The organism is Xaviernesmea oryzae (assembly GCF_900109605.1).
Classification (GTDB): domain Bacteria; phylum Pseudomonadota; class Alphaproteobacteria; order Rhizobiales; family Rhizobiaceae; genus Xaviernesmea; species Xaviernesmea oryzae.
In genome coordinates this window covers 85,445-100,479 of sequence record NZ_FOAM01000007.1, presented here as the reverse complement: position 1 = coordinate 100,479, position 15,035 = coordinate 85,445, and the positions used below count along the sequence as shown (strand labels likewise).

At 65.7% G+C, this 15,035-nt stretch carries 13 protein-coding genes and 1 pseudogene; 6 read left to right on the top strand and 8 right to left on the bottom strand.

Annotated features, from left to right (window positions below; translation table 11 throughout):
• Positions 1-7: 7 nt before the first annotated feature.
• From BMX61_RS10740 to pxpB, 8 genes are read right to left on the bottom strand one after another with little or no spacing between them, the layout of a single operon-like run.
• A complete protein-coding gene (locus tag BMX61_RS10740) occupies positions 8-421 on the bottom strand; it encodes a VOC family protein (protein ID WP_075629824.1) in 414 nt (137 codons plus the stop codon).
• 32 nt (positions 422-453) lie between these two features.
• Positions 454-1,638 (bottom strand): M24 family metallopeptidase, encoded by a 1,185-nt coding sequence (locus BMX61_RS10735; RefSeq protein ID WP_075629825.1) that lies wholly within the window; start codon positions 1,636-1,638, stop codon positions 454-456.
• Between the two features lie 13 nt (positions 1,639-1,651).
• Complete coding sequence (locus BMX61_RS10730; protein WP_075629826.1) at positions 1,652-2,290, bottom strand: GntR family transcriptional regulator; 639 nt, start codon at positions 2,288-2,290, stop codon at positions 1,652-1,654.
• Entirely contained in the window at positions 2,287-3,543 is a 1,257-nt protein-coding gene (locus BMX61_RS10725; RefSeq protein WP_075629827.1) for a hydantoinase/carbamoylase family amidase, read from the bottom strand. The genes BMX61_RS10730 and BMX61_RS10725 overlap by 4 nt, the downstream gene beginning before the upstream one ends.
• The gene (locus BMX61_RS10720) at positions 3,540-4,484 is read right to left on the bottom strand and encodes an NAD(P)-dependent oxidoreductase (protein ID WP_075629828.1); all 945 of its coding nucleotides are present in this window, start codon (positions 4,482-4,484) and stop codon (positions 3,540-3,542) included. Before BMX61_RS10720 ends, BMX61_RS10725 begins: the two co-directional genes overlap by 4 nt.
• Complete coding sequence (locus tag BMX61_RS10715; protein ID WP_075629829.1) at positions 4,481-5,125, bottom strand: GntR family transcriptional regulator; 645 nt, start codon at positions 5,123-5,125, stop codon at positions 4,481-4,483. Before BMX61_RS10715 ends, BMX61_RS10720 begins: the two co-directional genes overlap by 4 nt.
• Positions 5,122-6,099 carry a 5-oxoprolinase subunit C family protein gene (locus tag BMX61_RS10710; protein WP_075629830.1) on the bottom strand — a complete coding sequence of 326 codons (978 nt, stop codon included), beginning with the start codon at positions 6,097-6,099 and terminating at the stop codon, positions 5,122-5,124. The genes BMX61_RS10715 and BMX61_RS10710 overlap by 4 nt, the downstream gene beginning before the upstream one ends.
• Positions 6,096-6,839, bottom strand: a complete 744-nt coding sequence (pxpB, locus tag BMX61_RS10705) for a 5-oxoprolinase subunit PxpB (RefSeq protein WP_234794652.1) — start codon at positions 6,837-6,839, stop codon at positions 6,096-6,098. The genes BMX61_RS10710 and pxpB overlap by 4 nt, the downstream gene beginning before the upstream one ends.
• Before the next feature lie 226 nt (positions 6,840-7,065).
• Between pxpB and BMX61_RS10700 the strand changes: the two genes are divergently transcribed.
• The 6 genes and pseudogenes from BMX61_RS10700 (at position 7,066) to ctaD (ending at position 15,026) form a co-directional block, all read left to right on the top strand.
• Positions 7,066-7,872, top strand: a complete 807-nt coding sequence (locus BMX61_RS10700) for a LamB/YcsF family protein (RefSeq protein WP_075629832.1) — start codon at positions 7,066-7,068, stop codon at positions 7,870-7,872.
• A gap of 81 nt (positions 7,873-7,953) precedes the next feature.
• Entirely contained in the window at positions 7,954-8,808 is an 855-nt protein-coding gene (locus BMX61_RS10695; protein ID WP_075629833.1) for a D-amino-acid transaminase, read from the top strand.
• Positions 8,809-9,129: 321 nt separating this feature from the next.
• Entirely contained in the window at positions 9,130-11,526 is a 2,397-nt protein-coding gene (locus tag BMX61_RS10690) for an FdhF/YdeP family oxidoreductase (protein ID WP_075629834.1), read from the top strand.
• Positions 11,527-11,565: 39 nt separating this feature from the next.
• Positions 11,566-12,153, top strand: a complete 588-nt coding sequence (locus tag BMX61_RS10685) for a c-type cytochrome (protein WP_407703764.1) — start codon at positions 11,566-11,568, stop codon at positions 12,151-12,153.
• Positions 12,150-13,139 carry a cytochrome c oxidase subunit II gene (gene coxB, locus BMX61_RS10680; protein WP_075629836.1) on the top strand — a complete coding sequence of 330 codons (990 nt, stop codon included), beginning with the start codon at positions 12,150-12,152 and terminating at the stop codon, positions 13,137-13,139. Before BMX61_RS10685 ends, coxB begins: the two co-directional genes overlap by 4 nt.
• A pseudogene (gene ctaD / locus BMX61_RS10675) lies at positions 13,136-15,026 on the top strand (cytochrome c oxidase subunit I). Before coxB ends, ctaD begins: the two are co-directional and overlap by 4 nt.
• Positions 15,027-15,035 lie beyond the last annotated feature (9 nt).

Here is a 15,035-nt window from a genome sequence, read left to right as displayed (position 1 = left end):
TTTTCGCTTAATGGGCGAAGACGCTCTCGAAATCCTTGAAGCCCTTGACCTCGATCGGGTTGCCGCTCGGATCGAAGAAGAACATGGTGCGCTGCTCGCCCGGCTCGCCTTCGAAGCGGATCACCGGCGGGATATCGAAGTCGATGCCGCCGTTCTTGAGACGCTCTGCCAGCGCGAACCAGTCGTCCAGCCGCAGGATGACGCCGAGATGCGGCATCATCACCATGTGGTCGCCGACCTTGCCCGTGCGGGTGACCTCGAAGGGCTTGCCGAGATGCAGCGAGATCTGGTGGCCGAAGAAATCGAAATCGACCCAGGTCTCGGTCGAGCGGCCTTCCTCGCAGCCGAGGATGTCACCATAGAAGCGGCGGGCTTCGTCGAGATCCGTGACGTGATAGGCAAGATGGAAAAGGGAACGCATGGCATGCTCCGTTCTGTCTGGAGGATTGGAATTCAGCGGATGGTGAGCTGGCGCGGCAGGGTGGAAAGCGGCTCGGCGCCTGTTTCGGTGACGATCACCGTTTCCGAGGCGCCCACGGTCCATTCGCCATAGCGGCGCAAGGTCGCCGGCAGGTGGAACACCATGCCGGGCTCGATGCGGCGGTCGACATTGGTAAAGAGGCTGAGGATGTCGCCCTCGCCCCAGTCCGGCGCGAAGGCGACCCCCATCGAATAGCCGATGCGCTTGCGGAAGGCGGCGGTATAGCCTGCCCCATCGATGATCGCCTGTGCCGTGTCGTGCACATGGGCGCAAGACACACCGGGCCGGATCTCGGCAATGGCCGCGTCCAGCGCCCGTAGCGCGCAGTCCATCATCCGCCGCGCCTCATCGGGAGGCGTGCCCATCCACACCGTGCGCATCAGCGCAGCGTGATAGCGCGCATGGCTGCCGGCCAGTTCGAGGAAGATGGGGTCGCCGGGCTGAAGCACACGGCGGCGCCATGTCATGTGCGGCAGGCCGCTGCGCGGTCCCGAGGAGACGAGCGGCTCCATCGCCATGGCTTCCGAGCCGGCGCGCGTGGCCGCCTGCAGCATGTCCGCCGCCACCGCATTTTCATCGGCGCCGGCTGCACAGGCGGCAATGCCGGCGATCATGCCCGCCTCGGCATAGCGCGCCGCCTGGCGGATTGACGCCAGCTCGGCCGGCGACTTGATCATCCTGAGAGGCGGCAGGATCTGCGCGCCATCGGCGAGCGCGGCGACCCCGAGCCGATCGGCGATCTCGGCAGCAAGCTTCGGCGAGAGAAACCACCCGGCCAGCTCGATTGCCGGGCGAGCGATGCCCCGCCGGCGCAGAAGATCGACCAGCGCCTCCGCCGGATCGTCGCCGTCCTGATAAGCGACCAGATCAGGCAGATAGGTGTTGGCGAGCGTGCCGAACAGTTCGAGCTGGCGCACGAGCAGCACGGGCGCGCCATCGGCGGGCAGGATCAGCGCCTGAAACGCGAAATAGCCAGCCGTCTGGCGGCCCGTCAGCCAATAGATGGTTTCCGGACCGGTGACGATCAGCGCCTCATGCCCGCTGGCTGCGATGGCCGCGCGGGCGCGCGCCTGTCTCTCGGCGAATTCCTCGGCCGGAAAGGCGGCTTCGATGCCCCGCATATCGGGCATCGTCTCAAAGGTCGGGTGCAGGGTCATGCGGTCACGGCTCTCAATTGCGCGCCAGCCAGCCGAGGAAGCGGATGCGGACGCTGTCGAAATGCGCCTCCATGGCCGCGCGGGCGGCCGGACCGTCCCGGGCCTCGATGGCATCGATTATGGCGATATGCTCCAGCGCCTGCTGGTCGAAGCGGTCATGGGTGCGGGTGATGGTGCAACGCCGGGCGATGCTGCGCATCTCCGTCAGCATCGCGGCGAGCAGCGGCAGGCCGGCGGCAAAGGCGACGGCGTTGTGAAAGGCGTCGTCGTCGATCCAGAAGAGATCGAAGGCGATATCCCCGCCGCCGGTGAACGTGCGCATCCGCGCGCGCGCTTGTGCCAGTTCCTCGGTAAAGGGCAGGCCAGCGGCCTTCTCGGCGGCGGCGCCCTCCAGCAGTCGCCGCACCTGCACGATCTCCAGCAATTGCTCGACGGTCACGGTACGAATCATCAGCGCGCCATTGGGCAGACGCGAAATGACGTTTTCCTTCTCGAGGCGCGAGATGGCGGCGCGCAGCGGCGTGCGGGAAATGCCGGATTCCAGCGCCAGGGTGCGCTCCGTCAGCATCTCCTCGGAAGAAAGCCGGCCTTCCAGAATACGCTGCTTCAGGTCGCGATAGACCTGCTGGGCAAGGGTTTCCCTATCGCTCACGCCGCACCTTCCTGTCCGCTCCCGCGGATCGCTGCATGAAGCACCTCGACAGCCGTTGCGAGATCGGCCGTGTCCATGGCTTCGTCAGGATTGTGGCTGCCGTTCCAGTTGCGCAGAAACACCATGACGCTCTCCCAGCCGGCCTGCGCGAACGCCGCCGCATCGTGCCCGCCGCCGGACAGCATCCGGCGTGGGCTATGTCCAAGCCCGGCTGCGCCTTGGGCGATCCGGTCGCCGAGCGCGATCGACAGGGCCATGGGCTGGCTTTGCGAAGGCGCGCCCAGCTCGAAGCGGACTCCGCGCGCCGTTTCGATCCGTTCGATCTCCGCCTTGAACAGACCGTCCACCTCGTGAAGCACGGCGGCGGCGTCGCTGCGCAGGTCGATGCAGAAATCGGCCCATCCCGGCACTTTTGCGAAGGCGTGTTCGCCGGATGCGGCATCGACACGGCCGAAGGTGACGGCAAGGTCCTGCCCCCGGGCGAGCGCCTCTTCCCAGCGCCGGTCCATGGCCATCACCAGGTCCGCCAAGGCGAACACCGCATCGGCGCGCTCGCCGCGCGCCGGGCCGCCGGAATGCGCCCAGGTGCCATTGACCCGCGCTTGGCGATAGCGCAGGCCGCCACGCACACCCGAGACGATGGCGAAGGGTTCGCCGGCATGATGGAGCACGGTCCCCTGTTCGATATGCAATTCGATGAAGCGGGCAGCGGCAAGGCCGGCTGCGGTCAGGATGTCATCCGGTCGGCCGCCCTCCTCCCGGATGTGATCATACAGCGTGCGGCCGGTGTCGGAACGCCGGGCCTGAAGCTCCGGCGCCGTCAGCCGCCCAAGCGCGGCGCGCGCACCGGCATAGGACACCGGGAACCAGACGCTTTCCTCCGCGCGCGTCACCGTCACCATCAGATCGACCGGGGGCGGCTCACCGCTTTCGACGAATGCCGCCGCCAGCGCCAGGGCGCCCGTAACGCCGGCCTGGCCGTCATAGGCCCCGCCCATGGCGACCGTATCGAGATGCGAGCCGCAGTAAATCGCCGGCGCGCTGCGGTCTCGCCCCGGCAGGCGGGCGAACAAATTGAGCGCGGCGTCGCGCGTCACCGTCAGGCCGAGCGCTTCGGCCTCCTGCGCTACCACGCGATGCGCCTGGCTTTCCAGCGGACTATAGGACGGCCGGGTAAAGCCTGGGCCTGGCGCGGAGATCGCATTGATGCGGTCCAGAAGCCTGTCGATCCTCTCTCGGATGGCGGTGCTCATGCCGTCACCGCTTGCGGCACGATGGTCGTTTCAGGGCGGTTGCCCGACAGCGCGGTCAGCACATGACCGGCGGCGGCAAAGGCAACACGCTCCAGCGCTTCGCCCGTGGTGCCGCCGAGATGGGGCGTGAAGATCACACGATCGCTCGCGCCCAGCGGCCCCTGCGCAGCACCTGGCGAATAGACGTCGAGGCCGGCGCCGGCAATCGTGCCATCGGCAAGCGCGCTGGCGAGCGCGGCCTCGTCGACCAGGCCCGCCCGTGCCGTGTTGACGAGGATCGCGCCCCGCTTGACGGCGGCAAAGGCCCCGGCATCGAACAGATTGCGGGTCTCCTCGCGCAGCGGCGTGTGAAGGGAGATGAGATCGGCAAGGCCGAGCCCTTCCTTCAGCGTCGTGACGCGCTGATAGGGCAGCACGCCCGTACTGCGAGGGGAATAGACCAGCACGCGCATGCCAAAGGCGGTGTCGAGCATCCGCCCCAGCCCTTGGGCAGTCGCACCCCAGCCGATGATCAGCGCCGTCTTGCCGAAAAGCTCGTGGAAGTGCCCGGTCTCGCGAAAGCCCTTTTCGCCCGCGCGCACGGATCGGTCGGCCGCCGGGATTAGCCGGGCGGCTGCGATGGCCAGGCCGAGCGCCAGCTCGCTGACCGAACGGGCATTGGCCCCTGGCGTGTTGCAGACGAGAATGCCGCGTCGTTCGGCTGCAACCTTGTCGATCGCATCATGCCCGGCGCCGTGCGAGACGATCACCCTGAGGCAGGCGGCGGCGGCGATCGCTTCAGCGCTAAGCCCGGCATCGCGGGTCACGACCGCCTCGCAATCGCCGATCAGCCTGGTAATCGTTCCGATCTCGGTATCGGGGCACAAGACGGGCTCGACCCCCGCCTCCCTCAGGCGCGTAAGGCCGGCCACATGAATGGGCTGGACCACAAGGCATTTCATCGGGAAGGCCTCCCTGCAGGGTTGCTCAGACGGGCCAGGATCGCGTCGCGGGCATGGGCGATATGCGCCCCCATCAACACGCCCGCCCGCTCACCATCGCCGGCCCGCAAGGCCTGAAGAATATCGACATGCTCCTGACAGCTGACGGTGAAACGCGCCGGCACTTGGCTGTGGTCGAACATACAGGTGCGCCGGCGCAGGTCGCTGATCGCGCGCAGCATCATCTGGTTGCCCGCAGCCCGCGCCAGCGCATGGTGCAGATCGTCATCGACGCCGCGCTGCTCGTCCTCGTCGCCCGGCCCGTTCGTCCGCAGCGTCACAACGCGGTTTTCGAGATGATCCAGAAGATCGGGCGCGATCCCCGTCGCGTGGCGCGCGCAATAGCTTTCCAGCTGCTGACGCAGGAAAAAGATTTCCTCGACCTCGGGAATGGTCAGGGTGCGCACCTTGAGGAACCGCCCCTCCTGAACGGCAAGCCCCTCTGCCTCGATGCGCTTGATCGCCTCGCGCACGGGCGTGCGGGACATGCCGAGCTCATCGCCGAGCCTGGCTTCCTGCAGGAGATCGCCGGGCTTCAGGGCGCCCGCGAGGATCATCTCGATGATCCGGCCATAGGCCTGCTTGGCCAGCGGTGTGGTCACGATCTGCCTCCTTCATTCGCCGCGTCCGCGCCTGGATCGAGGCTGGCAAGGACTGTCTCCAGCGTGCGGGCGCGGGCAATCCAGAGATCTTCCGCCTGCGCCTGCGTCACCCGCTTGAAGCGGATCAAGCTGCCGGTCATGGCCTGCGCCAGCCGGGGCAGATCGACGGAGGCGATGGTGGCGATCTTCGGATAGCCGCCGGTTGTCTGGCGCTCCGCCATCAAAACGATCGGGCGGCCGGAGGCGGGAACCTGGATCGACCCCATCACCGTGCCATCGGAGACGATGTCATGGCCGCCGGCCGCGCGAAGGAGCGGCCCTTCGAGGATCTGCGCCATGCGGTCGCGGCTGCCGGACACCACGAAGGGTTCGCGCAAGAAGCTTTGCCAAGCAGCCTGATCGAAATGTCCGGCCTGCGGGCCGTCGATAACGCGAATCGGTCCCGCAGGGCGTGGAACTGGCATGCGAAGCACCCTTTGCGGTGCGTCGAGCACCTCATCGGCTGGATCGCCGAGCGGCAGCGCATCGCCGGGCACCAGGCGCCGGCCCTCCAGCCCGCCCAAGCCCGAGCGCAGATGCGTCGAGCGCGAGCCGAGCACCGGTTCCGTGAGCACTCCGCCCGAAAAGGCGAGATAGCCCCAGACGGCGTTGGTCAGCGCCCCGATGTGCAGGACCTGTCCAGGCAGAAGAACATGGCTTGCCCAGCCATCGACCCGCTCGCCATCGACCGTGATCGAGACCGCGCCGCCGGTGACGGCAAAGCACACCGGCTCACCGACTTCGAACCGCCCGCCTGTCACGGCGAACTCGATCAGCGCATCGCTCTGCGCATTGCCGACAAGGCGGTTGGCGATGCGCAGGGCGGCCTCGTCCATCGGGCCGGAGGCGGAGACGCCCATGCGCACATATCCGGTGCGGCCGAGATCCTGCACCGACATCAGCGGCCCGGCCTGGAGAACGACAACGCTTCTCATGCGTCCTCCCAATCGATCGGAGCCGTGCCGGCCGCCACCGCCGCATCCAGCGCGGCGGCTTCGTCCTCTTCGATCGCGCGAAAGCGGACGTGGTCCCCGGCCTTCAGCAGGAAGGCGTCGCTGCGAGTTGGATCGAACATGCGGATCGGCGTACGGCCGATGAAGCGCCAGCCGCTCGGGCCGGCGACGGAATTGATGCTGGCCTGCTTGCCGCCGATGCCGATGGCCCCGGCCTCGATCCGTTGGCGCGGCACCGCCAGGCGCGGCGTGTGGAGCGCCTCCGGAAGGCCGCCGAGATAGGCAAAGCCGGGCGCAAAGCCAATCATGTAAACACGGTAATCCGCTGCGCCATGCAGGGCAATGAGATCGGCTGTGCCCATCCGCTTCATCTCGGCCATCTCGTTCAGATCCAAGCCGGCATCGCCGCCATAAAGCACCGGCACGACCAGCCGCCGCGCGCGTGCCTCTTCCACACGGACTGTGGAAAGCCGCTCAAGCAGAAGCACCTGCAGATCGCGCCCTCGCACGATCAGCGGGTCATAGGAGACGAGAAGCGAGCGATAGGTCGGAACGGTCTCGATGACGCCGGCGATCGGCTGACGGTCCAGATTCTCGGCCAGAGCCACGACGCGCCTGTTCGTGTCCTCGGAGATCTGGTCCGAGAGTTCGATGACGACGGCGCGATCGCCATTCGCCGCGAGACGCGGATAGGCAGAAGGCATAGGGTCAGGCACCGTCATTCCTCGCTCCAACTTTGCCTGCTGCCTCTGCCAGTTTGCAATCCAGAAGAGCATGGACGATCCGCATTATCCACTACGATGCCATTGCGGGACGACGCGGTGTCGCCATGCCAACAAGGTTCTTGTCATTTCAGTACACCAATTGTATGTCAAGACCGCAGCGTACGATAGACCTCCTCCCAGTGTTGACGCGCGAATTTGCCAGACCGGAAAACAGGATCATCCCATGCCTTCGATCGACCTCAATTGCGATATGGGGGAAAGCTTCGGCGCCTATACCATCGGCGACGATGCCGCCATGATGGACGTTATCACCACCGCCAACATCGCCTGCGGCTTTCATGCAGGCGATCCGAGCGTGATGCGCGATACGATCGTCAGCGCGCGTGAAAAGGGCGTGGCGGTCGGTGCGCACCCGTCCTTCATGGATTTGTACGGCTTTGGCCGGCGCCGCATCCAGGGCGAGCGCCCGCAGGATATCGAGGCGCAGATCATCTACCAGATCGCCGCTATCCAAGGCATGGCCACCGCGCTTGGCTGGCCGATCACCCATGTGAAGACCCATGGCGCACTGGGCAATATGGCGGCGGAAGACGAGACGCTGGCCGGCGTCTGCGTCCGCGCCATCCGGGCCGTCGATCCTGGCCTCGTCTTCATCACGCTTCCCTATTCCCAAACCCTGCGCGCGGCCGAGGCTGCCGGTCTGTCGGTCGCTTGCGAGGTCTATGCGGATCGCCGCTATCTCGCAAACGGCATGCTGGCGCCGCGCCAGATGGAGGGCGCGGTGATCCATGATCTTTCGCAGAGCGTCGATCAGGTGCTGTCCATGGTTTGCGACGGGAAGATCCCGACGATCGCAGGCACGCATCTTCAGGTGACCGCCGCCACCGTCTGCATTCATGGCGACACGCCGGGCGCACCCGCGACCGCGCGGGCGCTGCGCGACAAGTTGACGACTGCCGGCATCACCATCGCCGCCTTTGCCAAGCCCGGCACCCCTGCGGTCAAGACGGCTTTACCGCACGGTCGCTGATCTCTATGTCTCTGCCCCGCCCGAGGCCGAAGCGAACCCGCTCCGGCCGACATGCGCCAAGTTTCGAAAGGCTCCCTTCCCTTGTCTCGTATTGTCTACCTGAACGGCGCCTGGCTGCCGGAAGAAGATGCCAAGGTCTCGATTTTCGATCGTGGCTTTCTCTTTGCCGATGCGATCTATGAGGTCACCGGCGTCGTCGGTGGCAAGCTCCTGGAATATCAGGGGCACGCCGCCCGCCTGCAACGCTCGATGGTAGAGCTCGGCATTGCCTGCCCGCTATCGCCGGACGAACTGCTTGCGGTGCATCGCGAGATCGTCCGCCGCAACGATCTTCAGGAGGGGCTGATCTATCTGCAGATTTCGCGCGGTCCCGCCGACCGCGATTTCGCCTATCCGAAGGACGCCAAGCCGACGCTGACGCTTTTCACCCAGGCCAAGCCGGTGCTCGACAATCCAAAGGTGGCCACAGGCATTTCCGTCGCGCTCCTGCCCGATCAGCGCTGGGCCCGGCGTGATATCAAGACGGTGCAGCTCCTCTATCCCTCCATGGCGAAGATGGAAGCTGCCGCAAGTGGGGCGGATGAAGCCTGGCTGGTGGAAGACGGCTTCGTCACCGAGGCCAGCGCGGCCAGCGCGCATATCATCACCCAGGCGGGAAGGCTGGTGACCCGCCCGCTCTCCCATGCGATCCTGCACGGGATCACCCGCGCGAGCATTCTCGACATCGCGACCGAGGCCGGCATCCCCTATGAGGAGCGCGCCTTCACACCAGAGGAAGCCAAGGACGCAGCGGAAGCCTTCATGACCTCGGCCACCAACTTCGTCCTGCCGGTGGTTGCGATCGATGGGCAGCCCGTCGGCACCGGCAAGCCCGGCCCGCTGACCCTGAGGCTGCGCCAGCTCTATATCGCGCGGAAGGTGGCGAGCGCGATTTAGGCCGGCTCGATCATCGGCGCAGCCATATGGCTGCTGCGCGGTGGACGAAGCCGATGCGCCGGACGGTCGGGCGGTCGTAACGGCTGACAAAGCGGCGGAAACGCTCAAGGTCGCCTAAGCATCGCTCCATCCGGCTGCGCCGCTTGTCGCTGGCTGTATCGCTCGACAGCGTCCCGGGAGCCGGTCGGGCCAAGAGCCCCTCTACGCCGCGACGCGTGAAATCGCGTTCTGTTGGAAGAGGCCTGGGAACCGGGGGTCTTCTGCCTTGTTCACACATCCCGGCGGTAGCGCCGGCGATAGGGTGAGCGGGGCGTGGGGACGATGACGCGAAGGCCAAAGACGAAACCGAAGCTCGGCTTTTCCAGTGGGCCGGCCGGTGGATGGGGATCGGCGCGTTCGGTTAGCGAGATCGTGCTGCGCGAACATGTTCCCGTCTCAGCGGCACGCCTGCTGACGCATCAGAACAAGGCCGAAGGCTATATGTGCGTCAGCTGCGCCTGGGCCAAACCCGCCAAGCCGCATCCGCTGGAATTCTGTGAGAACGGCGCGAAGGCGACCGCCTGGGAAATCACCGGCCGGCGCGCGGATCCCGCTTTCTTCGCGGCCCATCCGCTTGCCGATCTTGAAAGCTGGCTCGATCACGATCTGGAGAAAAAGGGACGCCTGACCGAGCCGATGCGCTGGGACGCTGCCTCCGACACCTATCGCCCCGTCACCTGGGCTGCGGCCTTCGAGGAGATCGGCAGGGAGCTCAAAGCCCTCGACCCAAAGCAGGTGGAGTTCTACACCTCTGGCCGCGCCTCGCTGGAAACCTCCTACATGTTCCAGCTCTTCGCGCGCATCTATGGCAGCAACAACCTGCCCGACTCCTCCAATATGTGCCACGAGAGTTCGTCGGTCGGCCTGCCGCAAAGTATCGGCGCCACCGTCGGCACGGCCGTGCTCTCCGACTTCCAGAATTGCGACTGCATTTTCTACATCGCCCAGAATGTCGGCACCTCCTCGCCTCGCCTGCTGCATGATTTGCAGGACGCCGTCGATCGCGGCGTGAAGATCGTCACCTTCAATCTTCTGCGCGAGCCGGGACTGCAGCGTTTCACTAATCCGCAGGCGCCGGGCGAGATGCTGACGCTGGCCGAGACCGAGATCTCCGACGCCTATTACCAGCTGAAGAATGGCGGCGATGTTGCCGCGCTCTTCGGCGTCTGCAAGGCTCTAATCGAGGCCGACGATGCGCTGCAGACCTCGCAGATCAGCAAGGTCGCCGGCGCGGATGACATTCCCGACGATCCTGACAATGCGGCCGCCGTGGCCTTTGCCGCCTCCATGGCCGCAGCCGACAAGAAACATGTGCTCGACCATGATTTCATTGCCACGCACACGGCGGGCTTCGAAGAGTTTGCCGCTGCTGCGCGCGGCTATGCCTGGGAGGATCTCGAGCACTTCAGCGGGCTCACGCGCAGCCAGATGATCGAAGCGGCACGGCTCTATGCCCATTCCGAGGCGGTGCTGATCTGTTACGGCATGGGCCTGACCCAGCATGTCATGGGGGTCGAGAATGTGCAGATGGTCGCCAATCTGGCGCTGCTGCGCGGCAATATCGGCAAGCCCGGCGCCAATATCTGCGCCGTCAGGGGCCATTCCAACGTCCAGGGCCAGCGCACGGTCGGCATCACCGAGAAGCCGGACCTCGTGCCGCTCGACACGCTCAAGGAGCTCTATGCGTTCGAACCGCCACGCTGGGAGGGGCACACCACTGTCGATGCCTGCGCGTCGATCCTCAAGGGCGAGACCAAGGCCTTCGTCAGCCTCGGCGGCAACTTCTTGCGGGCCGTGCCCGAGACGCAGGCCATGGAAAGCGCCTGGCGCAAGCTGCGCCTCACCGTGCAGATCGCCACAAAGCTCAACCGCAGCCATGTGATCCATGGCGAGATCGCCTATCTGCTGCCTTGCCTCGGCCGCATCGAGATCGATCAACAGGAAAGCGGGCCGCAGTCGGTCTCGATCGAAAGCTCGGTTGCGCAATTTCACGGCTCGCGCGGCATGGCCAAGCCTGCAAGCCCGCATCTTCTCTCCGAGCCCGCGATCGTCGCCGGCATGGCCAAGGCAACGCTGACCCGAGGCCAGGTGCCCTGGGACCGCTGGGTCGGCAATTACGGCGAGATTCGCGACGCCATCGAGCGGACCTATCCGGAGACCTTCAAGGACTTCAACACACGCTTCCTCCAGCCCGGTGGCTTTCCCCGGCCAGTGCCGGCGCGCGAGCGCAAGTGGGTCACGCCCAATGGCAAGGCCAATTTCATCACCCCGCCGCGCCTTTTTCCCGATCTCGGTCCACCGGCGCCCGAGGTGCTTCACCTCGCGACGCTGCGCTCCAACGATCAGTTCAACACCACGGTGTACGGCTATAACGACCGTTTTCGCGGCGTGAAGGGCACGCGCCAGGTGATCTTCGTCAATCGCGCGGATATCGACCGTCTCGGCTTTGCCCCCGGCGACATCGTCGATCTCGTCACCGCGCTCGAACCGGAGACAGAGCGCCGCGTCGCGGGCTTTCGCCTGCTCGATTACGACATCCCCGAGGGGTGCTGCGCGGCCTATTTTCCGGAGACCAATCCGCTCTTCCCGCTCTCGCATCACGATCCGCAGGCCAAAACGCCGTCCTACAAGCTTCTGCCGATCCGCCTCGAGCGCTCGCAGAGCAAGCCGGTCAACTAAGCGGGTGCGAGAGGAAGCTGGCAGGCAGCGATGGAGCGGTTGGGCTCGATAAAGCTTCGGATTGCCGCGGGTGCTGGCGCCGCCATCGCACTTGCGGTCGGCTTGGCCTATATGCGCGTGCCAAGACAATATCGGCCCGATCCGCCGTTCACCGCCGCGCTCGACCAGTTCCGCCTGATGCCGAACGGCATTTCGGGCACGCCGCCGGAAGCCTATTTTGCGGCCGGCAAGCCTTACGAGAAGACTGCCTTCGATCTGTCGCAGGGCAAGCGTCTTTATAGCTGGTTCGGCTGCGCCGCGTGTCATGGTGCGGAGGGCACGGGCGGCAAAGGTCCGTCTTTCGTCGACGGCTGGTGGCTTTATGGCCCCTCGATGGCGTCGATCGTAGGCTCGATCCGCGATGGGAGGCCGCATGGCATGCCGGCTTTCAAAAGCCGGATGACGAGCGACGAGATCTGGCAGCTGGCCGGCTACATCAAGGCGCTTGGCGCCTATTCCGCCAGCGTCAACGCGCCCGGTCGCAACGACGACAAGCTCGGCCGGCCCGCCGAGAACCGTGCGCCCGCCGCGATCGTCTTCGACCAGGGGCCGACCCCTATGCATCCGGATCAAGGGCCGACACCATGATCCCGCGTGCATCTCTTTTCCTGCTCCTGCTCCTCCTCACAGGCTGCACGAACCCGCAATCGGCGCTGAATGCCGAGGGCAGTAGCGCGCTGGCGTTGAAGGACCTGATCCTTCTCATCGTGCTGGTCTGTACGCTGATCTGGCTTGCCGTCGTCGGCTTCCTCCTGTGGTCCTTGACGCGACGGCGCGAGGCCGCGCGGCAGGATCCACAAACGGAGCGACGCATGCGCCGCAGCGTCTACACGGCCCTCGCGATCACCGCCCTGATCGTGGCCGGGCTGACGCTGGCAAGCTTCAACGCGACCCGCCATCTCGATGCCGGCGAAGGTCCAGAGGTGGTCATTCGCGTCAAGGCGCAGCAATGGTGGTGGCAGTTCACCTATCCCAATGCGGATGGCGAGCCCGCGTTCCAGAGCGCCAACGAGCTGCATATTCCGGTCGGACGACGCATCCGCCTTGAGCTGGAAGCGCTCGATGTCGTCCACTCCCTGTGGATTCCGAGCCTTGCCGGTAAGCTCGACATGATCCCGGGCCGCAAGAACATTCTCACCCTCCAGGCGCTGAGGCCGGGCACCTATCGGGGCCAATGCGCGGAGTTCTGCGGCCTCCAGCACAGCCATATGGCCTTTGCCGTCGTGGCCGAGACGGCGGCGGATTATCAGCGCTGGTGGCTGGCCCAGGCAGCGCCGGCCTCTCTTCCGCAGACGGAGGAGGCACGCGCGGGCCAAGCGGTGTTCATGGCCAAGCCCTGCGCCGCCTGCCACACGATCCGGGGCACTGAGGCGCGCGGCAGCACCGGGCCGGACCTGACCCATGTCGGCAGCCGTGCCACCATCGGCGCCGGGTTGCTGGAGCGCACGCGGGGCTCGCTCGCGGCCTGGATCGCCGATCCGCAAACCTTGAAGCCGGGCAACAACATGCCGCTCGTGCCGCTTTCCAGCGATGAGCTTCGGCAAGTCTCCGCCTATCTGGATGCGCTCAAATGACCAAGAAGCAGGACGCGCATGTTCCTCTCGACGTCGACCTGCCGGACGCGGAGCTGGAGCACCGGCTGCGCCAGACCTGGACCACGCGGCCCGGATTCTGGGGCATGATCGCGGTGGTCGACCACAAGCTGGTCGCCCGGCGCTATATCGTCACCGCCTTCCTCTTCCTGATCCTCGGCGGCTTGCTCGCCATGGCCATGCGGCTGCAGCTCGCCCGGCCCGAAGCCCGCTTCATCAGCCCCGACCGTTACAACCAGATCTTCACCATGCATGGCACGACGATGATGTTCCTCTTCGCCGTGCCGGTGATGGAGGCCATGGCCGCCTATTTCGTGCCGCTGATGGTCGGCACCCGCAACATCGCCTTTCCGCGCCTCAATGCCTTCTCCTACTGGATGTTTCTCTTCGGCGGCCTCCTGCTCTGGGTGGCCTTCGCGCTCGACAGTGCGCCCGATGTCGGCTGGTTTGCCTATGTGCCCCTGGCCGGCCCGCAATATGGGCCCGGCAAGCGGGCGGATCTCTGGGCGCAGATGATCACCTTTACCGAAGTCGCCGCGCTGTCGGTGGCGGTCGAAATCGTCGTCACGGTGTTCAAGCAGCGGGCGCCCGGCATGTCGCTGGACCGCATACCCGTCTTCGTCTGGGCCATGCTGGTCATGGCTTTTCTGGTGATCATGGCCATGCCCGCGATCATGTTTTCCAGCACAACACTGATCCTCGACCGGCTTGGTGGGCACGCATTTCTATAATCCGGCCGAGGGCGGCGACGCGCTCTTGTGGCAGCATCTCTTCTGGTTCTTCGGCCATCCCGAGGTCTACATCATCTTCCTGCCGGCGGTGGGCATGGTCTCCACCATCCTTCCGGCCTTCGTCGGACGGCCGCTCTTCGGCTATATGCTGCTGGTGATGGCGCTGATCACCACCGGTGTGCTCTCCTTCGGGCTCTGGGTCCATCATATGTTCACCGTCGGCCTGCCGCGCCTCGGCGAAAGCTTCTTCACCGCCTCCAGCATGTCGATCGCGCTGCCGGCGGGCGTGCAGATCGTCTGCTGGCTGGCAACCCTCTGGGCCGGCAAGCCGGTCTACAAGACGCCGCTTCTCTTCGTGCTCGGCTTCATCGTCACCTTCGTCATGGGCGGCCTGACGGGTGTCATGGTGGCCTCCGTGCCCTTCGACACGCAGGTTCACGACACCTATTTCGTCGTCGCCCATTTTCATTATGTCCTGATCGGCGGCGCCGTCTTTCCGCTGCTGGCGGCCATTCACTACTGGTTCCCGAAGATCACGGGGCGCATGATGAGCGAGCGTCTCGGGCGCTGGTCCTTCTGGCTGATCTTCAGCGGCTTCCACCTCACCTTCTTCCCGATGCATCTCCTGGGCCTGCTCGGCATGCCCCGGCGCATCTATACCTATCAGCCGGAGCTGCCCTGGGCCGGGCTCAATCTCTTTGTCAGCCTCAGCGCCCTCATTCTCTTCGCCGGCTTCCTCATCTTCTTCGTCAACATTCTGCGCAGCTGGAATGACGGTTTGCCTGGCGGAGACAATCCCTGGGGCGCCACCACGCTGGAATGGGCGACGGCCTCGCCGCCGCCATCCTATAATTTCCGCCGCATTCCCGTCGTCAGCGGGCGCGAGGCCCTGTCTGCGGGCGAGGAGGATTTGCCCGTGGTCGCGGGCCTGCGCACCGACCGGCGGGAACTGCTGGTCACCAGCGTGGTTGAAGCTTTGCCGCAGGCGCGGGAGTCGTCGACCTCCGATTCCGTTTGGCCCTTCTGGGCAGCGGTGGCCACCTCGGTGCTGTTCATCTGGTCGATCTTCACTCCCTGGGCCGTGGTCTGGGGATCGATCCCCGTGGCGGTGACGCTGGTCGGCTGGTTCTGGCCCTAGGGCACGCCG

Bases quoted from the DNA above. Each gene is read 5' to 3' on its own strand.
- BMX61_RS10735 (WP_075629825.1), bottom strand. From the start codon at position 1,638: ATGACCCTGCACCCGACCTTTGAGACGATGCCCGATATGCGGGGCATC.
- coxB (WP_075629836.1), top strand. From the start codon at position 12,150: ATGATCCCGCGTGCATCTCTTTTCCTGCTCCTGCTCCTCCTCACAGGC.
- BMX61_RS10700 (WP_075629832.1), top strand. From the start codon at position 7,066: ATGCCTTCGATCGACCTCAATTGCGATATGGGGGAAAGCTTCGGCGCC.
- BMX61_RS10690 (WP_075629834.1), top strand. From the start codon at position 9,130: ATGACGCGAAGGCCAAAGACGAAACCGAAGCTCGGCTTTTCCAGTGGG.
- BMX61_RS10720 (WP_075629828.1), bottom strand. From the start codon at position 4,484: ATGAAATGCCTTGTGGTCCAGCCCATTCATGTGGCCGGCCTTACGCGC.
- pxpB (WP_234794652.1), bottom strand. From the start codon at position 6,839: ATGACGGTGCCTGACCCTATGCCTTCTGCCTATCCGCGTCTCGCGGCG.
- BMX61_RS10740 (WP_075629824.1), bottom strand. From the start codon at position 421: ATGCGTTCCCTTTTCCATCTTGCCTATCACGTCACGGATCTCGACGAA.
- BMX61_RS10725 (WP_075629827.1), bottom strand. From the start codon at position 3,543: ATGAGCACCGCCATCCGAGAGAGGATCGACAGGCTTCTGGACCGCATC.
- BMX61_RS10710 (WP_075629830.1), bottom strand. From the start codon at position 6,099: ATGAGAAGCGTTGTCGTTCTCCAGGCCGGGCCGCTGATGTCGGTGCAG.